This is a genomic window from Akkermansiaceae bacterium (genome assembly GCA_019634595.1).
GTDB lineage: Bacteria > Verrucomicrobiota > Verrucomicrobiia > Verrucomicrobiales > Akkermansiaceae > Luteolibacter.
Map to the genome: position 1 here is coordinate 528,698 of JAHCBC010000001.1, position 25,495 is coordinate 554,192.

Annotated in this window: 27 protein-coding genes, 1 tRNA gene and 1 other RNA gene; 13 read left to right on the top strand and 16 right to left on the bottom strand. The window is 61.8% G+C overall.

All coding sequences use genetic code 11. The features are described from left to right. Positions 1 to 11: 11 nt before the first annotated feature. Positions 12 to 671, bottom strand: coding sequence for a hypothetical protein (locus tag KF712_02110; protein ID MBX3739759.1), 660 nt, complete (start codon positions 669 to 671; stop codon positions 12 to 14). 249 nt (positions 672 to 920) lie between these two features. Here KF712_02110 and KF712_02115 point away from each other — a divergent pair, with 249 nt between their 5' ends. The 9 genes from KF712_02115 (at position 921) to KF712_02155 (ending at position 9,400) form a co-directional block, all read left to right on the top strand. Further along, positions 921 to 1,508: an Rrf2 family transcriptional regulator gene (locus KF712_02115; protein MBX3739760.1), complete on the top strand. Its 588-nt coding sequence runs from the start codon at positions 921 to 923 to the stop codon at positions 1,506 to 1,508. After that, complete coding sequence (locus KF712_02120) at positions 1,489 to 1,686, top strand: YezD family protein (GenBank protein ID MBX3739761.1); 198 nt, start codon at positions 1,489 to 1,491, stop codon at positions 1,684 to 1,686. The genes KF712_02115 and KF712_02120 overlap by 20 nt, the downstream gene beginning before the upstream one ends. A 316-nt stretch (positions 1,687 to 2,002) precedes the next feature. Beyond that, complete coding sequence (locus KF712_02125; GenBank protein MBX3739762.1) at positions 2,003 to 3,112, top strand: hypothetical protein; 1,110 nt, start codon at positions 2,003 to 2,005, stop codon at positions 3,110 to 3,112. A gap of 23 nt (positions 3,113 to 3,135) precedes the next feature. After that, on the top strand, positions 3,136 to 4,155 hold the full coding sequence (locus tag KF712_02130; protein ID MBX3739763.1) for a sulfate ABC transporter substrate-binding protein: 1,020 nt from the start codon (positions 3,136 to 3,138) through the stop codon (positions 4,153 to 4,155). A 35-nt stretch (positions 4,156 to 4,190) separates the two neighbouring features. Next, complete coding sequence (locus KF712_02135) at positions 4,191 to 5,207, top strand: sulfate ABC transporter substrate-binding protein (protein ID MBX3739764.1); 1,017 nt, start codon at positions 4,191 to 4,193, stop codon at positions 5,205 to 5,207. A gap of 23 nt (positions 5,208 to 5,230) precedes the next feature. Beyond that, positions 5,231 to 6,115 carry an ABC transporter permease subunit gene (locus KF712_02140; protein ID MBX3739765.1) on the top strand — a complete coding sequence of 295 codons (885 nt, stop codon included), beginning with the start codon at positions 5,231 to 5,233 and terminating at the stop codon, positions 6,113 to 6,115. A gap of 4 nt (positions 6,116 to 6,119) precedes the next feature. Beyond that, the gene (gene cysW, locus KF712_02145; GenBank protein ID MBX3739766.1) at positions 6,120 to 6,959 is read left to right on the top strand and encodes a sulfate ABC transporter permease subunit CysW; all 840 of its coding nucleotides are present in this window, start codon (positions 6,120 to 6,122) and stop codon (positions 6,957 to 6,959) included. A gap of 12 nt (positions 6,960 to 6,971) precedes the next feature. Then, positions 6,972 to 7,961, top strand: a complete 990-nt coding sequence (locus KF712_02150) for a TOBE-like domain-containing protein (GenBank protein MBX3739767.1) — start codon at positions 6,972 to 6,974, stop codon at positions 7,959 to 7,961. A gap of 53 nt (positions 7,962 to 8,014) precedes the next feature. Then, positions 8,015 to 9,400, top strand: coding sequence for a class II fumarate hydratase (locus KF712_02155; GenBank protein ID MBX3739768.1), 1,386 nt, complete (start codon positions 8,015 to 8,017; stop codon positions 9,398 to 9,400). On the opposite strand, the gene KF712_02160 is transcribed toward KF712_02155, so the two are convergent. The 15 genes from KF712_02160 to KF712_02230 all read right to left on the bottom strand — a co-directional run bounded on the left by KF712_02160 (position 9,339) and on the right by KF712_02230 (position 22,663). Continuing rightward, positions 9,339 to 10,844 carry a hypothetical protein gene (locus KF712_02160; protein MBX3739769.1) on the bottom strand — a complete coding sequence of 502 codons (1,506 nt, stop codon included), beginning with the start codon at positions 10,842 to 10,844 and terminating at the stop codon, positions 9,339 to 9,341. The two genes, KF712_02155 and KF712_02160, sit on opposite strands and share 62 nt — an antisense overlap. Positions 10,845 to 11,025: 181 nt before the next feature. Then, positions 11,026 to 11,361, bottom strand: coding sequence for a P-II family nitrogen regulator (locus KF712_02165; GenBank protein MBX3739770.1), 336 nt, complete (start codon positions 11,359 to 11,361; stop codon positions 11,026 to 11,028). Further along, positions 11,358 to 12,092: a DUF1538 domain-containing protein gene (locus tag KF712_02170; GenBank protein MBX3739771.1), complete on the bottom strand. Its 735-nt coding sequence runs from the start codon at positions 12,090 to 12,092 to the stop codon at positions 11,358 to 11,360. The genes KF712_02165 and KF712_02170 overlap by 4 nt, the downstream gene beginning before the upstream one ends. After that, positions 12,089 to 12,781 (bottom strand): DUF1538 domain-containing protein, encoded by a 693-nt coding sequence (locus KF712_02175; protein ID MBX3739772.1) that lies wholly within the window; start codon positions 12,779 to 12,781, stop codon positions 12,089 to 12,091. Before KF712_02175 ends, KF712_02170 begins: the two co-directional genes overlap by 4 nt. Before the next feature lie 293 nt (positions 12,782 to 13,074). Further along, positions 13,075 to 13,432, bottom strand: a transfer-messenger RNA (tmRNA) gene (gene ssrA / locus KF712_02180). A 49-nt stretch (positions 13,433 to 13,481) separates the two neighbouring features. After that, on the bottom strand, positions 13,482 to 14,252 hold the full coding sequence (locus KF712_02185; protein MBX3739773.1) for a PEP-CTERM sorting domain-containing protein: 771 nt from the start codon (positions 14,250 to 14,252) through the stop codon (positions 13,482 to 13,484). A gap of 47 nt (positions 14,253 to 14,299) precedes the next feature. Beyond that, a complete protein-coding gene (locus tag KF712_02190; protein MBX3739774.1) occupies positions 14,300 to 14,911 on the bottom strand; it encodes a carbonic anhydrase in 612 nt (203 codons plus the stop codon). Positions 14,912 to 14,962: 51 nt separating this feature from the next. Further along, a complete protein-coding gene (locus tag KF712_02195; GenBank protein MBX3739775.1) occupies positions 14,963 to 16,582 on the bottom strand; it encodes an FAD-dependent oxidoreductase in 1,620 nt (539 codons plus the stop codon). A gap of 156 nt (positions 16,583 to 16,738) precedes the next feature. After that, entirely contained in the window at positions 16,739 to 17,515 is a 777-nt protein-coding gene (locus KF712_02200) for a hypothetical protein (protein ID MBX3739776.1), read from the bottom strand. A 98-nt stretch (positions 17,516 to 17,613) separates the two neighbouring features. Beyond that, complete coding sequence (locus tag KF712_02205; protein MBX3739777.1) at positions 17,614 to 18,606, bottom strand: hypothetical protein; 993 nt, start codon at positions 18,604 to 18,606, stop codon at positions 17,614 to 17,616. A gap of 95 nt (positions 18,607 to 18,701) precedes the next feature. After that, entirely contained in the window at positions 18,702 to 20,099 is a 1,398-nt protein-coding gene (gene der, locus KF712_02210; protein ID MBX3739778.1) for a ribosome biogenesis GTPase Der, read from the bottom strand. A gap of 106 nt (positions 20,100 to 20,205) precedes the next feature. Beyond that, positions 20,206 to 20,282: transfer RNA gene (locus KF712_02215), tRNA-Asp, on the bottom strand. Positions 20,283 to 20,407: 125 nt separating this feature from the next. Then, positions 20,408 to 21,334 (bottom strand): ACP S-malonyltransferase, encoded by a 927-nt coding sequence (fabD, locus tag KF712_02220; protein MBX3739779.1) that lies wholly within the window; start codon positions 21,332 to 21,334, stop codon positions 20,408 to 20,410. A 57-nt stretch (positions 21,335 to 21,391) separates the two neighbouring features. Further along, positions 21,392 to 21,970, bottom strand: a complete 579-nt coding sequence (locus KF712_02225) for a hypothetical protein (protein MBX3739780.1) — start codon at positions 21,968 to 21,970, stop codon at positions 21,392 to 21,394. A gap of 9 nt (positions 21,971 to 21,979) precedes the next feature. Beyond that, positions 21,980 to 22,663, bottom strand: a complete 684-nt coding sequence (locus KF712_02230; GenBank protein ID MBX3739781.1) for a DUF1080 domain-containing protein — start codon at positions 22,661 to 22,663, stop codon at positions 21,980 to 21,982. Between the two features lie 94 nt (positions 22,664 to 22,757). Between KF712_02230 and KF712_02235 the strand changes: the two genes are divergently transcribed. From KF712_02235 to KF712_02250, 4 genes are all read left to right on the top strand, one after another. Then, entirely contained in the window at positions 22,758 to 23,750 is a 993-nt protein-coding gene (locus KF712_02235) for an aminopeptidase (GenBank protein MBX3739782.1), read from the top strand. Between the two features lie 309 nt (positions 23,751 to 24,059). Further along, on the top strand, positions 24,060 to 24,431 hold the full coding sequence (locus KF712_02240; protein MBX3739783.1) for a glutaredoxin: 372 nt from the start codon (positions 24,060 to 24,062) through the stop codon (positions 24,429 to 24,431). 85 nt (positions 24,432 to 24,516) lie between these two features. Continuing rightward, positions 24,517 to 25,026 (top strand): RNA polymerase sigma factor, encoded by a 510-nt coding sequence (locus KF712_02245; protein MBX3739784.1) that lies wholly within the window; start codon positions 24,517 to 24,519, stop codon positions 25,024 to 25,026. Continuing rightward, a complete protein-coding gene (locus KF712_02250; protein ID MBX3739785.1) occupies positions 25,013 to 25,495 on the top strand; it encodes a hypothetical protein in 483 nt (160 codons plus the stop codon). Before KF712_02245 ends, KF712_02250 begins: the two co-directional genes overlap by 14 nt.

The window sequence follows — 25,495 nt, forward strand, 5'->3', positions numbered from 1 at the left end:
GAGGGACGGTCTTATTTGTAGTGAAGGAGCGAGAGCACGAGATCCGCGGCTTTCAGGATCTCAGCGGCGGAGAGGTGTTGCGGGATTTCCAGCCGGAGGGACCACGTTTCGCCCGCGGGAAGGGGGATGAGGTCGAGCCGCTGCAGCACGCGCAGATTTCCCTCGCCCGCCACCAGCTTGCGGATGACGTCGATGCCTGCCGTCCCGCTGAGCAGGAAGGCATCGGTATCGGAAGGGGAAATGGAGAGGAAACCGACCCGGGACGTGGCCTGGAACTCCGCGAGGAGATGGGTGAGGACGGGCCATTCTTCGGCCGGAGCGTCGTCCCCGAGTTCCAGAGCCACCGGATTTGAGACAGGAAGCAGCCTCAATGGTGCGGGTCCCGCGGCATCCGGCTGCTGTGAGAGGGTCTCCATGATCTGCAGGACGATTTCCGAAGGGGCCGTGTTTGCCGGGCGGTTGATCCCGGCGATGCCGACCGACGGGCGCTCCGGAGACACCCAGGCCTGGCGGTGGGTGAATACCGGGGCGCCGAATTTAAAGCCGTGGTAGTAGAACGGAGCCTCGATATGAGCCATCAAGGTCTCTGAAATCTCGCAATGTTCCACGTAGCCCTGAAGGAGATTCCGCAGGTTCTGGCGGAGCGAAGAATCTAGTTTGGTAAGGTTCATAGTCGCTGGGGTTGAATTCCTACTAAATTGGGGTGGTATAAATGTCTAGAATAGATTTGGGAAAATTGAGAAAGTCTTTTGATCTCAGCTTTGTTCTTTTTGTTTATTTAATTAGTAAGTTTATAAATCACTTAAAATGAGAGATGAAAGTGACCTTTTGGTATTTCATTAGTGGATGGCTTGAAGTTTTTTTCTTTTTTTGTTTGGAGGTGGGTCGGGGATACACTACCACTTCATCAAGTTTAGCGAATGCACTTATCGAAGAAATCCGAATACGCACTGCGGGCCACGATCAATCTGGGTATCGCGGCTGAAATGGGCCGGGGTACCGTCTCGGGGTCCGAGCTTGCGGAGGCGAACCGCCTTCCTCTCAAGTTCATCGAGCGGATCCTTCAGGAGTTGCGCGAAGCGGGTCTCGTGGAGACTCACCGCGGTAAATTCGGTGGTTATTCCCTGGCGGTGCCTGCCAGCAGCATCGGTGTCGGTCAACTCATCCGTCTGATCGACGGTCGGCTCGCCCCCATTTGTTGTGCGAGTGAGAACGCCTATCAGGCCTGCACCTGCCCGGATGAGGATCACTGTGGTCTGAGGATGGTGATGATCGATGTGCGCAATGCCATCGCCAACATCCTCGACCGCTACACCATCGCCCAGGTGGTGGAGGTGACCCTCCGCAAAATGCGCCGCGATGGTGTGGTGCCGCCGTTTTCCCAAGGAGGGACCTCCGTCAAGGAACCGTCCCCACGTCGCCGGGCGGATCCGGCCGATGGCTTCCTCGCGGGGCTTTCGCAGCTTGTTACTCTCAATTCAGAATCCAATGACAACGACACGCACTGAACGCAACGGGCATGACGGCCAGAAAGCCGAGTGGCTCGAAGTGGTTCGCAAAAACGTGGCGGCCCTTCGTTATGGCTCCGTCCAGATCACCGTCCATGATGGACGCGTGACCCAGGTGGAGAGCATCGAGAAGACGCGATTCGTCGCGTCCCGCGAAGAGGGGCCCGGCCTCAAATGATCCCATGATCCCCATCCGGCGGAAATAAACACTCCGCCCTGCTTGTCAGAGACCGACCGGACCCCCGGAGGAATCGCAGAAATACCACCGCCGACCGGACTTCCGGAGGTTGCTGATGCCATCGTGCTGCCGCGCCTTCCCGGAACATTGTTCCCATGGGACGTCCGGTCGGGTTCTCCGAATCCATGATAAACAGCGTCGGCTATCAGCCTCAAATCCCATGAACCACACGGATACTACTCCACAAGGGCGTACTCTGCCTTCGAACAACCACCCATCCAGAAGGATATACAAGGCATTGCCCGCGGGCATTTGCATGATGAGCGCCATAGCAGCCCTTTCCCCCATCGCCACCGCGGAAGAATCCGACGGTTTCGCGAAGCTGTGGGATCTCGCCACGCTCCACAAGGATGACAGCAACCCTATCCTCCAGGAGTTCAAGCTCCGCGGACGCTACCACGGCCAGTACCACATCGTGGACGGTGGCCAGGACACCGAGGATAACTGGGAGGACCGCCGCTTCCGCTTCGGCTTCGACGCGAAGATGTTCGAGAAGAAGGTTGAGGTCCGCGTGGATTTCCAGAGCAACGACGGTTTCCGCGACCTCTACGACGGATTGGTCGATGCCTACGTGAAATGGAAGCCCGTCGATTCCTTTTCCGTCACCGTCGGTCGGATGAAGCCGCAGATCGGCTACTATGATTTCGTGCAATCGACCAATGCGCAGCCGACCTTCGAGCGTTCGCAGATTTTCAACCAACTCTCCATCGACCGTGCCACCGGCATCGCGTTCGAAGGGAAGATCGACAACTTCACCTGGCAGGCCGGGGTTTATTCGAACGCCATCGATCCTGACCGGAATGATTTCGACGAGGCCTTCGGAGAGTTCAACGGCGGATGGTCCAGCACGCTCGGCGTGGGCTATGATTTCTCAAAGGCGCTGGGCGTGAAGAAGGCCGACTTCCGCATCGACTGGCTGCACAGCGAGCGGGATCCGGACGCGGGCGTGCTCAACCGCTATGATGATGTGATCTCCTCCACCTTCTGGGTGCAGGACGGTCTGTGGAGCGCGGTGGCGGAGGGCTTCTATGCGACCGGAGGGCAGGGGACCGATGGTGATGTCTTCGGCGGTTTCCTCCAGGGGACGTATGATGTCATCCCGAAGAAGCTCCAGCTCGTGGGCCGCTACTCCTTCGCCTATGGCGATGGCGACAGGAGCGTCCGCAGGCAGACCCGCTACGAGAGCTTCGTGGTGGATGGCCGCGGCAACCAGTACCAGGCCATCTATCTGGGCGCGCAGTATTTCATCAACGGAGACAAGCTCAAGTTCCTGGCGGGTGCGGAATACGCCGACCTCAGCGGAGGTCCATCCGGCCTGGGCTATGACGGCGTCACCTACCTGACGGGCGTCCGCTTCTCCTTCTGAGAATCCGTTTTCCCCAAACCATCATGAAAAAGCACCTGCTCCTATCCGCCGCCGTTGTTCCTCTCCTCGCCCTGCTGGCGGGATGTGGAAAGCGTGGGGAGTCAGGTCGCACCGTCTCCATCCTGAACGTCTCCTATGATCCCACCCGCGAGCTCTACGTGGATGTGAATGAAGCCTTCTCCAAAAAATGGCAGGCGGAACACGGGGAGACGCTGAAGATCGAGCAATCCCATGGCGGCTCCGGAAAGCAGGCGCGGTCCGTGCTGGACGGCATCCCGGCGGATGTCGTGACGCTGGCGCTGTCGCTGGATGTGGAGATGCTCCACAAGCAGCGCGGCCTGCTGCCCGCGGACTGGCAGAAGAAGCTCCCGAACAACAGCAGCCCGTACACCTCCACCATTGTCTTCGTCGTCCGCAAGGGGAACCCGAAGGGCGTCAAGGACTGGGGGGATCTGGTGAAGCCAGGAACGCAGGTGATCACGCCGAACCCGAAGACCGGGGGCGCTCCACGGTGGTGCTACCTCGCGGGCTGGGCCTGGGCGCGCCGTGCCTACGGCCATGACGAAGGCAAGGCGAAGGAATACATCTCCGCCCTCTACGGCAACGTCCCGGTGCTGGACAGCGGTGCGCGTGGCTCCACCACCACCTTCGCCCAGCGCAACATCGGTGACGTGCTTCTTTCCTGGGAAAATGAGGCGCATCTCATCGACAAGGAATTCCCCGGCCAGACGGAGATCGTCTATCCGTCCGTCAGCATTCTCGCCGAGCCATCCGTGGCGGTGGTGGAGGAGAACGCCAAGAACAGGGGCACGCTGGAAGTGGCGAAGGCCTACCTGGAGTTCCTCTACACGGAGGAAGGCCAGAACCTGGCGGGCAAACACTTCTACCGTCCCCGTGACCCGGGCGTGGCCGCGAAATACGCCGACCGTTTCCCGAAGCTCGAACTCGTCACCATCGATGAAGAGTTCGGCGGCTGGGAGGCTGCCCAGAAACAGCACTTCGCCGATGGTGGCGTGTTCGACCAGATCTATCTGAAAAAGTGATTTTTCCAACCATCCCACCAATCAGAACCAAACCAATGAAAGCAAAACTGATCTTCTCCGCCGTCGCGCTGGCTGCTGTCGTGTCGCTGGCGTCCTGCGGCAAGAAGGATGCGGACGGTTCCGTGTCCCTTCTCAATGTGTCCTATGACCCGACGCGCGAATTCTATGATGAGGTGAACAAGGTCTTCTCCGCGAAGTGGGAGAAGGAACATGGCAAAAAGCTGACCATCAACCAATCCCACGGTGGCTCCGGCAAGCAGGCGCGCTCCGTCATCGACGGCCAGGCGGCGGACGTGGTCACGCTGGCCCTGGCCGGTGACATCGACGTGATCGGCAAGCAGGCGAAGCTCCTGCCCGAGGATTGGCAGTCCAAGCTCCCGGACAACAGCTCCCCATACACCTCCACCATCGTCTTCGTGGTCCGCAAGGGAAACCCGAAGGGCGTGAAGGACTGGGATGACTTGGTGAAGCCGGAGGTGAAAGTCATCACACCCAACCCGAAGACCTCCGGCGGCGCGCAGTGGAACTACCTCGCCGCATGGGCCTATGCCGCCAAGGTGAACGGCGGCGACGAGGCCAAGGTGCTGGACTACATCACCCGCCTCTACAAGAACGTGCCGGTGCTGGACACGGGTGCCCGTGGCGCCACCACCACCTTCGCCCAGCGGAAAATCGGTGACGTGTTCCTGTCATGGGAAAACGAAGCCCATCTGATCGAGAAGGAATTCCCGGGCGAGACGGAGATCGTCTATCCATCCCTGACCATCCTGGCGGAGCCTACGGTGGCCGTCGTGGAGGAGAACGCGAAGAAGAAGGGCACCACGGAAGTGGCGCGGGAGTATCTGGAGTTCCTCTACACGGATGAAGCCCAGGAGCTGGCCGCGAAGCACTTCTACCGTCCGCGCAACCAGGAGATCGCCGCGAAGTTCGTCGCCACCCTGCCGGTGATCCCGCTGGTGACGGTGGACAAGGACTTCGGCGGTTGGGATGCGGCCCGGGCGAAGCACTTCGTCGATGGTGGCACCTTTGACAAGATCTACGGCGTCAAATAAGAGCCTCCCGCACTCCGTTCCTCATGTCACGACGCAAGGTCATTCCCGGCTTCGGCCTTTCGATGGGTTACACCGTCGCAGCGCTGAGTCTCATCATCCTCATCCCGCTCGCCGCCCTGTTCATCAAGGCGGCGGGGCTGGGACCCGCGGAGTGGTGGGCGCTGCTTACCTCACCCCGCGTGCTGGCCGCCGCGAAGCTCACCTTCGGGGCGAGCGCGGCCGCCGCCGGGGTGAGCGCGGTGTTCGGCCTGCTCGTGACATGGGTGCTGGTCCGCTATGATTTCCCCGGCCGCCGGCTGCTGGACGCCATGGTGGACCTTCCTTTCGCCCTGCCCACTGCGGTGGCGGGCATCACATTGACCCAGATGTATGCCCCCAGCGGGTGGATCGGTCAGGGAATCGTGAAGGTGGCGAAGTGGTACCAGACCACCTTCCAGCCGACCGGCTGGGTGGGGGCGCAGGTCCAGACACTGGCGGACAGCGGCGCGGCCTACAGCGCCATCGGCGTCTTCATCGCTCTGTCATTCATCGGCTTTCCCTTCGTCGTCCGCACGCTGCAGCCGGTCATGGAGGACCTGGGAGTGGACATCGAGGAAGCCGCGGCCACGCTCGGCGCGGGCCGCTGGACGGTCTTCTGGCGCGTGGTCTTCCCACTGCTGGTTCCGGCGCTCATCACCGGGTTCACGCTCGCCTTCGCACGTGCCATCGGTGAATACGGTTCGGTGATCTTCATCTCCGGAAACCTGCCGATGAAGACGGAAATCCTGCCGTTGCTCATCGTCGCCCAGCTGGAGCAATACCACTATGGTGCCGCCGCGGTCATCGCCGCGGGCATGCTGATCATTTCCTTCTTCCTCCTTTTCCTCATCAACCTGCTCCAGCGCCGTCTGGACTGGCGCAACCGCTGATGCCATGAAGCAAAGACCGGTCACCACCGAATCCCTGCCCGTCAAGATCCTGCTCATCTCCGCGGCGGTCATCATCCTTTCCCTGTTCCTCCTGATGCCGCTGTTCGCGGTGTTCGCGGAGGCGTTCCGCCGCGGGTGGGAGGTATTCTTCGCCTCCCTGAGCGAGGACGCCGCACTCTCCGCGATCAAACTGACGCTCATCGCCGCGGGCATCGCCGTGCCGGTGAACACGCTGTTCGGTCTGTCCGCCGCATGGCTGGTCACGAAGTTCCGCTTCAAGGGACGCGCGTTCCTGCTTTCCCTGATCGACCTTCCTTTCGCGGTCTCGCCGATCATCGCTGGCCTTGTGTGGGTGCTCCTGTTCGGTGCCTCCGGCTGGTTCGGCCCCTGGCTGCGGGAGCATGACATCCAGATCATCTTCGCGCTGCCGGGCATCGTCATCGCCACGGCGTTCGTCACCTTCCCCTTCGTCGCCCGGGAGCTGATCCCGCTGATGGAGTCACAGGGCAGCGACCAGGAGGAAGCGGGCGTCACGCTCGGCGCGAGCGGCTGGCAGATCTTCCGCCGCATCACCCTGCCGAACATCAAGTGGGGCCTGTTCTACGGCGTCCTGCTCTGCAACGCCCGCGCCATGGGCGAGTTCGGCGCGGTGTCCGTCGTCTCCGGCCACATCCGCGGAAAGACGAACACCCTGCCCCTGCACATCGAGGTCCTTTACAACGAATACCAGTTCAGCGCGGCCTTTGCCTGCGCCACGCTGCTCGCCTTCCTCGCGCTCGTCACGCTCGGTGCGAAGAGTGTCGTCGAACATTTCACCGGCCACAGCTCCGCCGGCCACAAATAATCTCTCCCAGCCATGTCGATCTCGATCCACAACATCACCAAGACCTTCGGAGCCTACACCGCGCTGGATGACATCTCCCTCGAAGTGGGGAATGGCAGCCTCACCGCCCTGCTCGGTCCCTCCGGTTCCGGAAAAACCACGCTGCTGCGCATTGTCGCGGGCCTTGAGTTCGCTGATCCCGGTCCCGGAAAGATCCAGTTCCACGGTGAGGACGTGGTGGATGTCCCCGCCGGCAAGCGCGGCGTCGGCTTCGTGTTCCAGCACTACGCCCTGTTCCGCCACATGACGGTGGCGGACAATATCGCCTTCGGCCTGTCCGTCATGCCCGGGGCGAATCGCCCGTCGAAGGCCGAGGTGAAGGAGCGTGTTTTCGAGTTGCTGAGGCTGGTGAAACTCGAAGGTCTGGACAAGCGGCGGCCGCATGAGCTTTCCGGCGGCCAGCGGCAGCGTGTGGCGCTTGCCCGCGCCCTCGCCATCCGGCCGAAGGTGCTGCTGCTGGACGAGCCATTTGGCGCGCTCGACGCCCAGGTGCGGAAAGATCTCCGTCGCTGGCTCCGCCAGTTCCACGATGAGATCGGCCTCACCACGCTGTTCGTCACGCACGACCAGGAGGAGGCGCTGGAGCTGGCCGACCAGGTGGTGGTCATGCGCAACGCCCGCGTCGAGCAGGTGGGCAAGCCGCAGGTCGTCTATGACAAGCCCCGCAGCCCGTTCGTCTATGAGTTCCTTGGCAACGTGAACAAGGTGGATGAGAAAGGCTCGAACCGCTATGTCCGCCCGCATGAGATCGAGATCGTTTTCGCGGCCGAATATGTCGAGGCCACGGACCGCCTCGCCCGCATCACGCACCTTTTCTCCGCCGGTCCGGTCGCTTCGCTGACCGTGCGTCTCGATGACGGCCAGTTCCTGGAAGTGGAGCTTTCCCGCAAGCAGCTCGATGAACTCGCGCTGGGAGTGGGGGATGAAGTGGCGGTCCGGCTTCCGGAATCCGCCGATGTCTGAGTGGCGGGAACATCCCGTTCGACAAACGCGCCCGCTCCGGTGATGTTCGGTCCATGACCGGCGACACAAGGATTGAGAAGGACTCGATGGGTGAAATGGAAGTGCCGGCGGATGCGCTCTACGGTGCGTCCACCCAGCGGGCGGTGCTGAATTTCCCCATCTCCGGACGTCCAGTACCCCCGGTGCTGATCCATGTCTATGGGCTCATCAAGATGGCCGCCGCGCAGACGAACGCGGAACTGGGCCTGTTGGACGCGGAGGTCGCCGCCCGGATCATCGGGGCGGCGAAGGAGGTGGCTTCCGGACAACATGACGGGCAGTTCCCCATCGACATCTATCAGACCGGGTCCGGCACCTCCACCAACACGAACGTCAACGAGGTGATCGCCAATCTGGCGTCGGGGGAAGGGACGAAGGTCCACCCGAATGACCATGTGAATCTCGGCCAGTCGTCCAACGACACATTCCCCACCGCCATCCATCTGGCCACCGCCTCCGCCATCCAGTCGGTGCTGGTTCCCGCTTTGGATGAACTGGCGATCGCGCTGGAGACAAAAGCGGAGGATTTTCATGAGGTGCTGAAGATCGGCCGCACGCACTTGATGGACGCCACGCCCGTGAGGCTGGGCCAGGAGTTCGGTGGTTGGGCCGCGCAGGTCAGGCACGCCTCGATCCGGGCGCAGAAGGCGGTGGAGGCCTTGCTGGAACTGCCGCTGGGCGGGACGGCGGTCGGGACCGGGCTGAACACCCATGCCGAGTTCGCGGGGCAGGCGATCGGAAAGCTGTCCTCATGGACCGGCCTGCCGTTCGTAGAGGCGGAGAACCATTTCGAAGCTCAGTCCGCGAAGGACGCGTGCGTGGAAGCCCACGGTCATCTTTCGACCATCGCGGTTTCGCTGCACAAGATTGCCTGCGACATCCGCTTGCTCGGCTCCGGTCCACGCTGCGGCTTCGGGGAGATCTCCCTGCCCGCCACCCAGCCCGGATCCTCCATCATGCCGGGAAAGGTCAACCCCGTCATGTCCGAGTCCCTGACCATGGTCGCCGCAAGGGTGGCCGGAAACCAGACGACCGTCACTTGGTGCGGCGCGGGTGGCTTTCTGGAACTGAACGTGTCCATGCCCCTGATCGCAGCCTGCCTGCTGGAGTCCGTGGAACTGCTTGCCAACTCCGCCAACGCCTTCCGGAGCAAATGTGTCGAGGGTATCGGAGCGAACGTGGAGCGGTGCAACGAACTCATCGAATACTCCCTCTCGATGGTCACCGCGCTCGCCCCGAAGATCGGCTATGACAAGGCGTCCGCCATTGCGAAGGAGTCCGTGGCGACAGGGCGCACGGTGCGTGAACTCTGCGAAAGCCGCGTGGATGAACTGGGGATCAGCCGTGCGGAACTCTCGGAGCTTCTCGATCCGGCGAGGATGGCGGGGGAGCATCTTTGATCGGGCTTCGCCCGGTGGCCATCAGCACGGGCAGGAGAACGGCGGCCCAGTGGAAAGGAAACTCGTAGGACGCGTTCACGAGGAAGACGCTGCCCCGGTCGAAAAGGATGCCCGTCGCCACCGCGGCTAGCAGCAGGAGCGGCCAGCGCGTCCCTCGGAGAGAAAGCCGCACCGCCGCCACGGTGGCGAAAGCGAGCAGCGCGCCATGGCCGATGAGTGCGATGACGCCTCCACCGCGCAGTGTTGCAAGGTAGGAGGAGTGCTCGTTCAACAGATGGGAAAGCGGACGGTTGTTCTGTGACAAACCCCTCCCGAACCACAAGGAACCCTTCAGTTCATCACGGAGAGTCATGTAGGCGCCGACCCGTCCCGCGCTGCCGCGTTTCACCAGTCCTTTCAGATGATGGTCCGGCGGGAGTTGGGGTGGCGGGAGCTGGGGTGGCGGGAGCTGGGGTGGCGGGAGCTGGGGTGGCGGGAGCTGGGGTGGCGGGAGCTGGGGTGGCGGGAGCTGGGGTGATGGGAGTTGGGGTGATGGGAGTTGGGGTGATGGGAGTTGGGGTGATGGGCTGGTTTCGGAAACCGGGATGTCCCGGCGTATCAGCTCCCTCTTCGCCGCCAGGGCGCCAAACCCGAGAGCGAATGCTGCAAGACAGAGAGCCGTGCAGCGCATATTCCACAGCCAACCGCGGCGGAACATGATGACAGCCAGGCATGGCACGATCATCAGCAACGCGCCCCGGGAACCTGTCAGGAACAGCGCCGCGCCGAACCCCAGCGCCGTCAGCCACCAGGCTTTCCGGTGACGGGCTTCCGCGGATGCCAGATGCTCCAGGATGAGAATGAACGAGATGCCAAAGATGAGGCCCGCGTGGTTGGCATGCCCCCAGCCGAGTTGTCCGGCCCATGACATCACCATCTTCGTCGGCCAGATGAGGATGAGGCGCGTGGTGTCGAAGTAAGTCAACGGCCCCATCGTGATCATCCGCTCGATGGGCATGAAATACCCCGCCAGGGAGCAGGCCAACAACACCACCGCGATGACGATGAAGGTCCGGCTGGCGAACCGCGACCACCCGGTGGAGAGGACGGCTTTGATGAAAACCGTGAAACCGCAGATGGCCAGGATACCTTCCACTGCCATGAAGGTTTCCATTTCGGGAATCTCCCGGTTGAGCATGCCGCCGGTCCACGCGGAGGCGAAGATCACCAGGAGAATCACCGCCATGGCTTTCAGACTCCCCGGCAGGCCATGCGGAAAGGCCCTCCTCATCAGCACCAATGACAGAACCAATGCGGCAAGACGCGGCCACGCGATCCACGATGCGCTGGAGAAGAAAATGAATGGCAGGACCAGCAGCGCGAACGAAATGCCGATGATCCAATTTGACACATAGTTGCGGGGGAGGCCGGGGCGGGAGGGCGCTTCGTTCGCGGGGATGCTCATCCTTTCCGCGACGCTACGGGAATCGACCCGGACCTTGCGAGCGAAAGCGTGTCAGGAGATCCGGTGGCGGGAGCCGCTTTGAAAGACTGATAGAGCCGGAGCGGGCCATGGATGATCGTCCACCAGACCGGCTCCGCAAACCAGGCGCACCCTCACCCGTTTCCGGGAAACATCCGCCCCTTCATTGCCGGGGCTCCGTCTTCATGAAATGTGCCACTCCGACGATCTGGTCCACGGGAACCACGAACGCGATCCCTCTGCCCATCTCGTTCAGCTCCGCGGCCTCGACGATCTTTGGCAGGATGGTGTCCAACTGGTCCGCGAAGACCAGGGTCAGCACGATCTCCTTCTCCGGCTCGATGGACACTCCGAAGATCGTCTGCTGCTCATGAATGCCGGCGCCGCGGCCCGGCAGCACCGTGCCGCCGCGCGCGCCCGCCTTGACCGATGCTTGCAGCACGCTGCTGCCCCAACCTTTGCGGACAATGCTGACGATGAGGGATATGTTCGAGTTCATGATTTCGAGGGACGTGTTTTCCACCGGACCAGCATGCCCAGCAACATCACTGAGATGATCGGGGAGAGCGCGATGAGAGCGACCAGGCCCAGCCCGTGGACGAGAGGATCCTGTCCGGAAACGGCGGACGACGCACCGAGCGCGAGCGCGAGCAGGAATGTGTTCGCCAGGGGGCCGGTCGCAACCCCACCCGCATCCACGGCGATGGAGACAAAGCCGCGGTCGCTCAGCCATACGGCGGCGATGACAGTCATGTAGCCCGGGACCAGAAGCCAGAGAAGAGGGATGCCATGGCTGATCCGGAACAAGCCCAGGCCCACGGCCACCGCCACACCGGCACAGATCGTGGTCATCACCAGCCGCTGCCGGATCGAGCCGCCGGACGCCTCCTCCACCTGGTCGGCCAGGATGCGCACCGCGGGTTCGCCCCACGTGGTCACGAAACCGAGGATGAGTCCCGCCAGCACCACCATCCACTTGTGCGGAAGGTTGCCGAGCGCCTCCCCGATCGCCCGCCCGAACGGCATGAAACCGATGCCCACGCCGAGCAGGAACAGGAATAGCCCGATGGAGGCCAGCAAGGTTCCGGTGGCGATGCGGATCACTTCCGTTCGGGGGAGCTTGAGAAGGCAGACCTGGAACACCCCGAACGCCACGGCGATGGGGATGATGCCCAGTGCCACGCTGGCAAAGGTGCGGGTCAGTTCGGTGATGACCGGTGCATCGTTCATCGCAGGAGTCCGAGCAACAACAGGATGATGATTGGTCCGATCGAGGCCATGCCGAGCAATCCGAAGCCGTCCGCGACCGCGGTACGTCCGGCGAGCACCGAGCTGACACCCAAGGCGAGCGCGAGCACCACCGGCCCGCTCAACACCCCCGTGGTCACACTGCCGGCATCGTAGGCCAGCGGGGTGAGTGCCGGGGGGACGAGCAGCGAGAGTGCGATCATCAGCGAATACACGGCGGTGAGCTGCCATGTCATCGGGAATCCCCGGACCACACGCAGCATCGCCAGTGCGACGAACAATCCGACGCCTGCGGAGATGAGGTAAACCAGCCGCCGTGCCGACAGCATGCCCTGCCCCGCGGACTCCGCCTGCTCCGTGAGCACCAGCACGTCCGGCTCGGCAGCGGTCGTGGCGAATCCCATCGCGAAGACGACCAGCAGCATCAGCGGGAGTGAACGCTTTTCCGACAGGGCCGCGCCGATGAAGCGGCCCATCGGCAGCAGCCCGAGATCCACCCCCACGAGGAGCAGGAGCAGCCCGAGGGTGACCAGCGCCGACCCCGCGAGGAACTGCAGGAACATGGCGGTGGAAGCACCGACAACCGTGAACTGCAGCAGGCAGACGACAATGATGAGCGGGGCCACCGCCCGCAGCGTCTCAGGGAGTTTGTCTTTCAGCAGTGCGAGCATCGGGCCGGTTGGAAACGGTGCGCGAAACTGCCGGACGCGCGCCAGTACCAGTCATGGCACCCGCACGGAGCACAGGCAAGCGTATATGGGCGGACACCGGCTTGCCTGCGGAGAAGCGCAGCATCTGGCGGGTTTGCCGGTCACTGCCGCAAACTCTATGGGGACACGGCTCCGGGCCCTTCCTGGCTTCGTGGTATTGGTGCCCCGCGGCGGGCAATCCAACGGAACATTCGGCACAAACCCACTCCGAAAAAAAAATGCCCCTGTCCGGCAGGGGCATTTCTGAAAAAAGATGGTGGAGGCGAGGGGAGTCGAACCCCTGTCCGGAACATCATCAGCACAGGTATCTACACGTTTAGCACGCGGTCTGGAGTTTCGGTCAGACTGGGCCCGCATGCGGCGTTGTCCTTCCTAGGAACCTGTTTGATCTCGATGGGAAACCCGGTTCCCCGGTTTCCCACCCAGCCTGCTGGGTAGTCGCCGTTCCCCTCAGCAGGTGTCGGGGTTCAGGCGTGGTCGTCAATTAAGCGGCCAGTGCGAGCTCGTTGGAGTCTGCATTTATTTGTTTTGAGCGGCTTTTAGGGAGGCCAGCCGATCAACCTCCACGTGCAACCAGCGCATCGAACATCCCGTCGAAACCAGAACGCCCCCTGACACTGAGTCGGGAGAAACCTGCCACGGGAATGACAATCCGCAAGGTCTATTTATTCCAGTTCCTCCGGCGGCGGAAGCCGAGGACGCCGGTTCCCAGCGCGAGGAGTGCGAGGGAAGCGGGTTCGGGGATCGGAGAAATGGAGATCGCCTGGAAGCCGACGTGGGCGTTGACGTCGGTTTGGGCGGTCATGACATAACGGATGTTCAGGACGTCCGTGGCACTGTCAGGGGTGAAATCCAGGGTGAACAGGTAGGCTTGCTTGCCGTTCGTGACACTGGTGCTGGTGACGGATTGGGAAAAAGCCGGGGTGGAGGAACCATTGAGAAAGACCTCGAACGAGCCGGTGGCTTGGAAGCCGAGAGTCCAGATATGGATCAGGCTTTGGGTATTGATGCCGGTGAGACTTAACTGAAGCCCGGCACCGGCGGTCACGCCGCCGGATCCGAGCTGGGTGTTGAAGACACCGGAGGGCCTTGTCGCGGTTGCACTGCCGGTGCTGGTACCATTGGTGAAGTCAAAGTAGCTGAAAGGCGCTCCGGTGACAAGATTGCCAGGGCCCCGGACATTTCCTCCTCCGATGGTGGAGACACTGAAACCACGGTCGCCTTCGTTGCTGGTGTTTGTGGCTCCGAACGAAGATACGCCCGTGCTGTCCTGGCGATGCCAATAGCCCCAGTCGGTGTCCGCGCCGGAAGGAAGCGAAAGGGAGGTGCCGGTGGTGCTGTTGGGGGCCGCCCCTTCGCTGACGAAAAGCGTGGCGGCGCGGGCAGTGCCTGATATCACCGCAATGGCGAGGGTGAAATGGATGGGTTTCATGGGGAGGCGGTATGCAATAAGCCGAAGAGGGAAAAAAGCGAGATTTTTCAGCCGTTCGGATCCATCGGCGCCTTGATGGCGTCCGACAGCACGGAAATCCGGCCGGTGTCCAGGCGGTAGATCCAGGAGTGGATGGCGATTTCCTGGCCGCGTGCCCACGCATCTTCCAGAATGGTGGTGCGTGCGACGTGTTTCGCTTGGTGGAGCACATTGTATTCGCACAGGCGGTCGAGGGCATCCGCGGGGGAAAGACTTTCCAATTCCTCCTTGTAGAGCCTCCGCAGCGAGCGGATGGGGGCGAGCCAGTTGTCGATGATGCCATGGCGCACATTTTCCAGCGCGGCCTTCACCCCGCCGCAGCCGTAGTGGCCGACGATGAGGATGTGCTTCACTTTCAGGACATCCACGGCGTACTGGAGCACGGCGAGCACGTTGAAATCCGTCTCCGCGACCACATTCGCGACGTTCCGGTGGACGAAAACCTCTCCCGGAGCCAGTCCGGTGATCTGGTTGGCGGGGACGCGGCTGTCGGAGCACCCGATCCACAGATACTCAGGCGTCTGCTGGTTCGCCAGGCGGGAGAAAAAGTCCGGCTCAGCCTTGATGACGGAGTCTGCCCAGTTGCGGTTGTTGTCGAGGAGTTGTTTCAGCGTGTCCATGCCCGGCGGGATTGAAAGAGCTACGGGAGAGTGAGTCGATGACGAATCGGGTCAAAAAGTGCCCTCAGGGATGGCGATGACCTGCCCATCCGCCAGCAGCCTTTCCCGGAGTTTCGTATAATCCACTTTCTGCACTGTCTGCCGGTCGTCGATCGCGATGGCCGCTGCGGTTGCGGTGGCCTGTGCGGCGGCCATGAACGTGAACTCGATGCGGTAGGCACCGTAGGCTACGTAGGAAGAGGAGGGGCAGGTGGGGGTCAGCAGGTTGTCACACTCCGCCGCTTTCGGGTAGAGGCTGCGGTAGGGCACGCCGAAGGGGATCCAGTTGGTGCCGCCGAAGACGGCCCCTTCGTTCCAGGCAAAGCCATCTTTCACGATCCTCCGCGCATTGTGGAGGTCATGTGGCCACCACACCATCGCGACGGAATCCTCCACAGGCAGGGTGTTGGTCTTGGTGCCGTGCTGCTCGATGAGGACGAAATCCGAGACCATCCGGCGGCCATTCCGGACGTAGAAAGTGCGCGGCCAGCCGCCGTTGTCGGTGAACTCATCCTTGGCGGTGCCCCACTGGGACCAGATGGCGCGGGTTTTTTCCGGCACGGCCGGATCATTGGCCAGGAACCAGCAGAGGCCTTTGATGTAGTCCAGGCTGTCCTTCAGCATCTTCTGCCGTTCGGCGTGGGTGGCCTCCGGATACTTGTGGTTCCAGTTCGGCATGTTGCCGGTGAGGTGGTGCCAACCACCGGGATCCGTTTTCCCGGTGGGCAGGGAGGGATTCGGTGCGCCGACGTTGCCCCCGGCTTCCAGAAAGCGGCGCTGGAGCTCGTATTTCGTGACGTCGTAGTTGTCCGGCTTCGCGAAGGGGATGCGGAGCGCGGGATCCTTGGTGAAGTTGTTGCGGAAGGCGAACGCCTGGATCGCCGGGCTGGGTGCGCCGTGTTCTCCCAGCGCCTCGTCGCTCACGCCGAAGATCAGGCCGCTCGCCGGATCGCCGGGCGTTTTGTAAGGATCGATCTTTTTCTCGAACTGGCTGTGCCTGGTGGTGGTGACGATGCCGTTGAGGGTTTCTCCATACTTCGCGTTGCCTTCCCGTCCGACGGTGCAGGTGACTCCGGCGGCGGCCAGCAGGTCGCCTTCATAGGTGGCGTCGATGAAGACCTTGGCGCTCACGGTGTCCCCGGAAACCGTGCGGATGGACGTCAGGGTTGCTCCATTCTTGACGGCGGGATCCTCGTCCACCAGACGCGCTCCGCGGATGACCGTCACCTTCGCCTCGGCCGCCCACTCGTCGAAGACCTTCTCCGCGACATGGGGTTCAAATCGCCACAGTCCGGTTTTCTTCACTCCTTCCCGGAGCATCTCCTCGAACGGTTCTTCCCGGCCGTAGGCCTTGGCGATGCGGCGGTAGTATTCCAGCGCCAGTCCGCCCACCGCAGGGCTGTTGCGGAAGGGGCCGTGGTTGTCGATGTCCGTCCCGCCAAGACCCTCGCTGGCCATGCTGCCGAGGTGCTGTCCGGGTTCCAGCAGGATGACGGACTTGCCCATCTTCGCTCCCTGGACGGCGGCGACCACGCCCGCGCTGGTGCCACCATAGATGCAGATGTCGGCGGAGTGGTCTGCGGCTTGCAGGGGCAGGAGGAGGGCTGCGGTGAGGAAAATGTGGCGGGTCATTCCGGATGGGCGGGTTTCAGGGCTGGGGTTTTCCGATACGCGGCCCATCTCCGCAAGTTTCAATCCACGGGCCTTTTTCGTGCGGTGGGAGGATCTGTCCCGGGGATGTCTTTGCTGCTTCCATTGCAGCCGGGCGACAGGAGTGCCACTCCTGCCTTACTCCTGCAGCTGGAACTTCTGGATCTCCTCCACGGTCTTTTTGCTGAAGCGCACCACCACGATGTATCTCTCCCCGGCGCGGGCCGTTCCCAGCATGGCGGTGCCGCCCTTTTCCAGCTTCCAGATGTGGGAGCCGATGACGGAATCCTGTGGAACCTGGCTGCGGCTGGGGAAGTTGGACTTCTGGACGGGCTCTCCGTGCAGGGAGGTGAGAAGCTCGATGAACTCGCTCCAGCAACCTTTCAGTGAATCATCATATGAGATCGCGGCGAGTGGTTCCGTCTGGAGGTAGATCTCGGTGAGCTTCCCATCGTTTTCGTCCCAAGCGAAGTGGAGCGAGGCATTGAGTTCGCCGATTTTTTCCTTGGTGCGGTATTCCGGACCTGCGGTGGAGATGCCGAAGAAGCTGTTTTTCGCGGTGGTGACAGTAGAGGACTCGACGATCTCGCTTTTCTTTAGCTTTTCCTCCACCTGCTGGAGGGAATCACCGAAGTTCAGGTCATCAAAGACGCCGGTCGCTTCCCGTCCGCTCTTCTTCGAGGCGTCAACCGGGTGGTACAGGTTGATCCATTTCTGGTCATCCGCATGGAGCATCGTGATGTTGAACGTGATCTCCTTGCCGCCCACCGCTTGGGCGATGGTGATTGCCGGGCCTTCGCGTTTGACGAACTCCCCGTCGAAGGACTTGGTGCCATCCAGGCTGCGCCAGGTACGCGGAGCCGCGCTGGCGATGGTCAGGGTGGCGGCGAATAAGGTGATGAGCCTCGGGAGCATGGTTCGGCGTGTTTTAAAGAACGGATGGTTTCATGCAAATCTTATAATAAAGATCACATGGTTCCGGAGGCCCGGAAATCCATCCGGTGCCGCCCATCTCATTTCGTCGTGGTAACTCCCTTCTTGAAGGCCTCCACCGTCCGCGGCCAATCCTTTTCCCGCGAATGAAGCTCGCCGGGGTAGTCCGCATCGGAGTTCCAGTAGGTGTGGGAGCGGGCGCCGTTTTCCTTCAGGAAGGAAATCATGCCCTCGACGAACGGAGCCGCGTCCGGACCCCACACGCCCCATTCGTCGATCTGGAAGGGTTTTCCCTTCGATTTCGCGAAGGCCAGCATGCCGCCAATGCCCCAGGCGTTGTAGCCGTTTGTCTCACGCAGCCGCCAGGCTTCCGCGGGATCGTTGGTTTCCCATCCTTCGCCGCCCATCGCCTTGGGTTTCCAATAAACGTCATACCCCACCAGATCCACATAGGCGTCGCCCGGCCACATCGGCCGGGGATCGCTCGCCCCTTCCGATGCGGAGAAGCTCATGCGGAACCGGTCCCCACCTTTCACTCCGCGGAAGACCCCGTGGAAACGCCGCCATGACTCGATGAAATCCGGAACGGTCTCCAGCCGTGAGCCGCCGACACCCCACGGGAACCAGTCACCGTTCATCTCATGGCTCGGGCGGATGACGATCTCATAGGTGCCCGGGTTGTTCGCGACGATGGTTTCGGCCAAGGTCTTCCAGTGTTCGTCATAGGCCCCCGTCTTCGCCTCCGCATAGTTCGCGCCCTGGATGATGATCGGCACGTCATACACCAGCCGCCGGTCCCCGCGTTTCCCATAGACCGTGTTGCTGAGCCAGTCGGAATAGCGGTAGTTCTCCCATTTCTGGTAATCGACGGTGCAAAGGATCACATCGACTTTCCGGCCCAGCCATTTCTCGAAGGTCAGCACCCTTTCCATGGAGTTCCCTCCATAGACTCCCAGCAGGGGCTCCTTTGCGCTGGCGGTGGATATCGCCACCAGGGCGGCGATTGCCACTGCTGCGGAGGAGAACCGCCTCAGCACGCGGACGGACAACGGGTGTTTTTCCTGACGGCTCATAGGGACGCTGCGGCAGGCCGGGTTCAGGCTCTGCTGTGTCAGCCTATGACCTGGGGAATCACGAAGAAAGATGAAAACTTCCTCCCCTTTGACCCTCAATGTCCCTTCGGCTTCTCGCGCGGTTCCCACTCGCGGCGGGTGCGGGAGCGCACGGAGAACACCACCGGCACGCCGGGGGCAGGGTGGGAGAGGCGGAACTGGTTGCTGAGATACTGCTCGTAGCTCTGTCCCATCAGCAGCTTGTCATTCACGAACAGCACGATGGTCGGCACCGGGATGACACTGTATTTCTCATTCAGCGCCGTGGTCGCGTAGTAAAGCTTCATCCGGCGGCGGGACTTGCTGTTGATCGGTGGCGGGTTCGTCTCGAACGCCGCCTGCAGGATGCGGTTGAGCTTCCCGGTCGTCGGCACGTCCTGGGCGGCCGCGCGGATCCTGAGCGCTTCCTTCAGCACCTGGTCCACGGCGGTTCCCGTCTTGGCGGAGCAGGTGACGAACGGCGCGTAGGAGAGGAAGAACAATTCCCGCTTCACGTGCTCCGTCGCGGCCTTCTGCCGGTCGGCCTGCTTTGATTCCGGTTTGAAAAGATCGAATTTGTTGAGGACGATCAGGCAGGGCTTCTTCTCCTCCAGCACGAGTTGGGCGATCTTCCGGTCCTGCGCGGTGATACCCCCTTCCAGGTCGATGACCAGCACGCAGAGGTCCGACCGGCGGATGGCCTTCTCCGTCCGCATGGCGGAAAAGACTTCCACCGAGTCCTCGCGCTTTCCGCGGGGACGGAGGCCGGCCGTGTCGATGAGCGTGAACTGCTCGCCGCCGAAGGTGTAGGGGAGATCCACCGCGTCCCGCGTGGTCCCGGCGATGTTCGAGACGATGGTGCGGTCATCCTTCAGGATGGCGTTCACCAGCGAGGATTTGCCGGCGTTCGGCTTGCCGACGATGGCCAGCTTGATGCCCTCTTTCTCCGCCTCTTCGGCCACGGCCTCGATCTCGGACACCAGCGGGGCGATCACCTCGTCGATGGCATCGGTCAGCGCGCCGAAGTTCCTGCCGTGCTCCGCGGAGACGAAGACATGTTTCTTGAAACCCAGCCGCGCGAATTCGTCGTAGGCGGCCTCATGTTTCGGGTCGTCCACCTTGTTGAGGACCAGCAGCACCTGGGGCTTCGCCTTCCGGAGCTTCTGCGCCAGTGCCTGGTCGATGGCGGTGAGTCCATCGTGGGCATCGACGATGAAAAGGATGAGATCCGCCGTCTGCATGGCGATGTCCGCCTCGATGGTGACCTGCTCGCCGAAGCCGTCGTCCAGCGTCGCGCCGATACCACCGGTGTCGATGAGCGTGCAGGGAACGGCCGTCGCTTTCGACGGCGCTGAGATCCGGTCACGGGTGACTCCGGGCTGGTCGTGGACGATGGCGATCTTCCGACCGGCGAGGCGATTGAAGAGCGCGGACTTTCCGACGTTCGGACGTCCTACGATGGCGACAGTTGGCATGGATTCAGATGAGATCAGAGATGGATGCGGACGGGAAGCCCGCGCTCCTTCATGGGAAAGAAAAACCCCGCCGTTTGACGGGCGGGGTTGATTATCCGAGAGGGAATGGCGGAGCGGACGGGGCTCGAACCCGCGACCTCCAACGTGACAGGCTGGCGCTCTAACCAACTGAGCTACCGCTCCATGTCCCGCTCGGGTGCGCGGAAGCTAAGGAGCCTCCCGTTCGTGTGCAATACCTTTTTTGATACTTTGTGACTTTTTTTCACGGACGACCGGAGATGCTATATTCCATCAGGCTTCCAGCGTTTTCAGGAGAGCGTTTCGGTTGCTGCTTCGAGCGATGGAAGGTCCTCCACCGAGTGAACCGTCACATCCTTGTCGATCTTCGCGACCAGTCCCGCGATGACCTTGCCTGGTCCGAGTTCGATGAAGTTGCGGTGGCCCTGCGCGATGAGCGTGCGGATGGATTCCGTCCACCGCACGGAGCCGGTGACCTGCTGCTCCAGCGTCTTCCTGATCTCGTCCGCGGTGGGCACGATGCCCGCGGTGAAATTCGCCACCACGGGGATGGTGGGAAGGTTGACCTGGAGGGAAGCGAGTTCCAGCGCCAGCTTGTCCTGTGCGCTCTTCATCAGGCGGGAATGATAGGCCCCTGCGACGTTCAGCTTGATGGCGCGGCGGATGCCGAAGTCCTTCGCCTTTGCGATGGCGGCGTCGATGCCTTCCACCGTTCCGGAAAGCACGATCTGTCCCGGCGCGTTGAGGTTCGCAACATCCACATCCGCCTCGGCGGCCAGGGCGCGGACCTGATCTTCCTCCCCGCCGATGAGTGCGGCCATGGCTCCTTGGGTCGCCTGGCAGGCTTCTTCCATGAAGGCACCGCGCTTTGCGACGATCTTCAGGCCGTCCTCGAAGGAGAAGGTGCCCGCCGCGGCATGCGCGGTGAATTCCCCCAGCGAAAGACCGGCGGCTGCCACCGGATTGAGCGCGGGGACGCGCTCCTTGAGAAGGGCAAGCGTGATCAGGCCATGGAGATAAAGCGCAGGCTGGCAGCGGGAGGTCTTGGTCAGTTCCTCATCCGGGCCTTCGAACATGATGTCCGTGAGGGAATACCCCAGCACCTCGTCCGCCTTTTGGGCGATTGCCCGTGCAGTGGGGCTGGTTTCGAAGAAGTCTTTGGCCATGCCAACTTTTTGGGCTCCTTGGCCGGAGAACAGGATGACGATATCACTCATGGGTAGTTCAGGTGGTTCTAAGGTTGAGTTTGGGAAAGGAGTTTGTCCGGTCCGGAGTTACCGGGGATGGGTGAAGGTGAACATCCCGATCCCTTCGATCAGCTTGATGATGTCGTGGACTTCCTTCTCCTCCTGGGTGTTCTTGTTGGCTTTGAAAAGGAAAGTCACAAGGGGATTCAGTACCCTGATGTGACCGATGTTCACGGAATGGTGTTTCTTTGACCACGCGATCCGCGGATTCCGCCGGTAGAAGACCTGGTCTCCGCGATCGTCGAAGATCATGATCTGAAACAGCCAGTGCGTCAGATTCTGGTCGGTAATCCAGATGTCGTGGATATCCCCGGCGATTTCGCCTCCCCGCCACCTTTCGTGGCGTCCCTGGCGGCATAAAAACACCCGTTCTTCCGCAAATTGGTTCAGGCAATCCAAAATGCGCGTCCTGAACACTCCGATGTCAATATCGCCATGCGGGCGCGTGTCTTTTCCGGTGATCAGGGCCACCGAATGTCCGCCGCACAGAACCCATCCATCGAAATCCCGCAGTTCCCCTTCAATATGGGAGAGTGGAACCGTGAGCCAATCGGTGGGCGGAGTCATTTTACGGGGGATCATTCGCTGGATCGAATGGTCGGCCATGAAGCCGCCTTACAGCGGGTGGATCTTGATCACACGGAAGGAGACCTCGTCGGAGTGGTCCGTGATCATGATCGGACCGGTGACCTTCTCGCCGAAACCAACCGCCGCCTTGAACTTGCTCTTGCCGATCGCCTCTTTCAGTTCCGCGCTGCCCAGTTCATAGGACAGCACCTTCCCGCCGTTGAGCCAGTGCTCCACGTGGTTGCCCTTCACGATGATCTTCGACTCGTTCCACTCGCCGGGAGTCTTGAGCACCTTGTCCTCCGCGGGCGGGATGATGTCATAGAGGGAGGCGGTCTGGCGCTTCGCTCCCACCTTCGCGTCCGGGTGGCCGTTGTCGTCCAGCATCTGGTATTCCGGGCCGGGGGCACCGCCGCGCTTTTCATCGATGAGGTATTTCACCCCGTTGTTGCCCTTTGCGGCGATCTTCCATTCCCAGACCAGTTCGTAGTCGGTGAAGGATTCGGTGGTGATGATGTTTCCGCCCGGTGCCTTCGCCGCTTTTGTCAGGATGCCATCCACCACCTGCCAGCCTGCGCTGGGAGGTGTCTGCTTGCCGAAGGCGCGCCAGCCCGTCAGATCCTTGCCGTTGAAAAGTAGCTTCCAGCCCGCAGCCTTTTCGGCATCGGTCAGTTCCGCATGGAGGGGTGAGAACGCTGCGAGGGCGAGCAGTAGAACGGCGGCGAGTTTCATGGATTGATGGGGTTGGCCCGAGTTTTTCGGTGTTTGCGGGTTTGTCACGCCTGATTCTTCGGGTGATGATGACGGCGTGGTGATCCTGCGACTGTTGAAATGGCCATCCGTTCTGGCGTTGTTGGGGCTTTCCTCCTGCAATACCGTCACCTTCTACCAACAGGCGATGGGCGGCCAGATCGAGATCATGAGGAAAAGCAGGCCGAACGGGGCGGTGCTGCAGGACCGGAACTCCCCGGAATCCCTGAAAAAGAAGCTCCGCGAGGTGGAGGAAATCCGCGGCTTTGCGGAAAACCACCTCTCCCTTCCGGGAAGCGATGCCTACGGGCGCTACGCGGATCTGGGGCGGGACCATGTCACCTGGGTGCTCTACGCCGCTCCGGAGTTCTCACTGAAACCGAAGACCTGGTGGTATCCCTCCCTCGGACGGCTGGACTACCGCGGCTACTTCCGGGAGAGCGATACGGACCAACTGGCGGCGGAACTGCGGGGGCAGGGATATGACGTCCATACCGGCGGTGTGGACGCCTACTCCACCCTCGGTTGGCTGCATGATCCGGTATTGAACACCTTCGTCGATTCCGCGGATGTGGATCTCGCGGAGCTGATCTTCCATGAACTGACCCACCGTAAGTATTTCCGCAACGGGGCGACCGCCTTCAATGAATCCCTCGCGAACATGGTGGCGGAGGAGGGTGTCCAGCGGTGGCTGGCGCACCACCACCGGCACGCGGATCTCAGGAAATTCCGCGGGCGCCTCGTCCGCCGGGCGCAGTTCTACGACAAGATCGACAGCACCCGATCCGCTCTGGAAAAGCTGTACGCCTCAGGCATCCCCGAAGCGGAAATGAGGAAACGGAAAAAGGAGCTCTTCCGCGGCCTCCAGGATGACTTCCGCGAACTCCGCCGCCGCTGGGGTGGCCGCGGTCTGGAAGGCTGGCTGACAGCGGACCTGACCAACGCCCACCTCGTCTCCGTCGCCACCTACCACCAGCACCTCCCCGCCTTCAGAAAGCTGCTCTCCGACTGCGACGGGGACCTCGACCTGTTCTTCCAGCGGATAAAGGATTTCAAATTGGAGAATTGAAACGAAACGGAGAAGAAGTGCCGGGTGATCAGTGATCGGTGATCAGTGGAAGACCCGGACGATGGATGGTGCCAACTCAATGGGTGAGCTTTGCGGCTCGGAGCGAATCGCTTCCCGCTGAGGTTTTGGATTGGGATGGAATCCCGGATTGACTCCACTTGCTTCGTTTCATCATCCCCGCACTGATCACCGATCACTGATCACTCGGCACTTCTTCCCCGTGGCCTCCGCGTTTCGCTCGATCCACAGGGCCGACACCAGCCGTTTCGTTTGCCTTCATCCGGAAATCGGTCTATTTCTTCCTCAGAAATGAGCGCACAAGCACCGAAAATCACCGCCTACCTGAAAACCTATTGTGGCTGGAGCGAAGGCGTCCGTGCCATCATGCGGAAATACGACCTTCCCTTCGAGGAGAAGGACATCATCAAGAATCCGGCGTTCCGTTGGGAGATGGAGCAGCGCAGCGGCCAGCAACTTTCCCCGTGCGTGGAGATCGACGGCCACATGCTCCCTGACATCAGCGGTGAGGAAGTCGAGAAGTGGCTTGCGGAGAATGGATACCTCGAAAAGAGCGACGCCCCGGCCGATGCTCCCATCAACTCCGCCTGCACCGACGAGCAGCACGCCGCCATGGCTGCCGGAACTTTCAAGGTACCGGGCAAGATCAAATTTCTGGACTGACCGGTCCGGACCGGTGGGAAGATTTTACAGACAAATCCCCGCCGGTGGGGCATTTTAGCCTCTGATGACGGGTAGTCCCAGAAGCGTGTGGAAAGAGTGGCTGGCAGCCCACGGGCCGCGGTTGCTCCTGTTCGCGCGTGGCTGGTCGAACTGCCAGCAGGATGCGGAGGATTTGGTGCAGGAGGCGGTGCTCCGTCTCTGGAACCACCAGGCGGACAAGGGCGGCCTTCCGCCGGACCTGCCGTTCGCCTTTTCCACCATCCGTTTCTGCGGCCTCAATCACCACCGGACCGAAAGCCGCCGGCGGAAACGCGAGGAGTCCATCATCTACCTCAACGATTTCGAGGACGTCTGGCTCGACCCGGTCCTGGAGGACGACGAAGACGCCACCGCACTGCGCGACGCCGTCCAGCGCCTCAGTCCGAAGCTCCGCGAGGTGGTGGTCATGAAAAGCTGGGGGGGGCTGACCTTTGCCGAGATTTCCGAAACCCTGGCCATCTCACCGAACACGGCGGCTTCCCGCTACCGTTACGCGCTCGAACAACTCGCGCAGGAACTGCGCCAACTGAAGGAGGCCCGCAGTGAAACAGCCTGAATCCATCGAGGACATGCTTTCACGGTTGATGCCGGTGGCCATCAGTGAGTCCGGCCAACGGTCGCTCGACGCCATGCTGGATGAACTCGCCGGGGAGGAAGCTGTTCCGGAAACCCCGGCCACCCCGCATCGCGGAAAGAGTTTCTGGATTTACGCGCTGCCTCCCGCCGGGATCGCCGCTGCCGCCGCATTTGCCTTTTTCATGCCACACGGATCATCCGCGCGGAAGGAAATCACCTCGACCCTGCCAAAGCTGGAGGCTCCGGGCATCTTCCTCCTCGGGGAGACCGGCCGGATCGAAACGCTGACCGACGAAGGCTGGTTGGCGGATCCGCAAGGCACCGCCATGCAGGCCGTCCGCGTGCGGGTGGTGGAGGAAAACACCCTCCGCGACGAGAAGACCGGCATCGTCTTCCAGATATCCGAGCCCCGCGAGGAACTCATCCTGACCCCTGTCACCGCGTTCTGA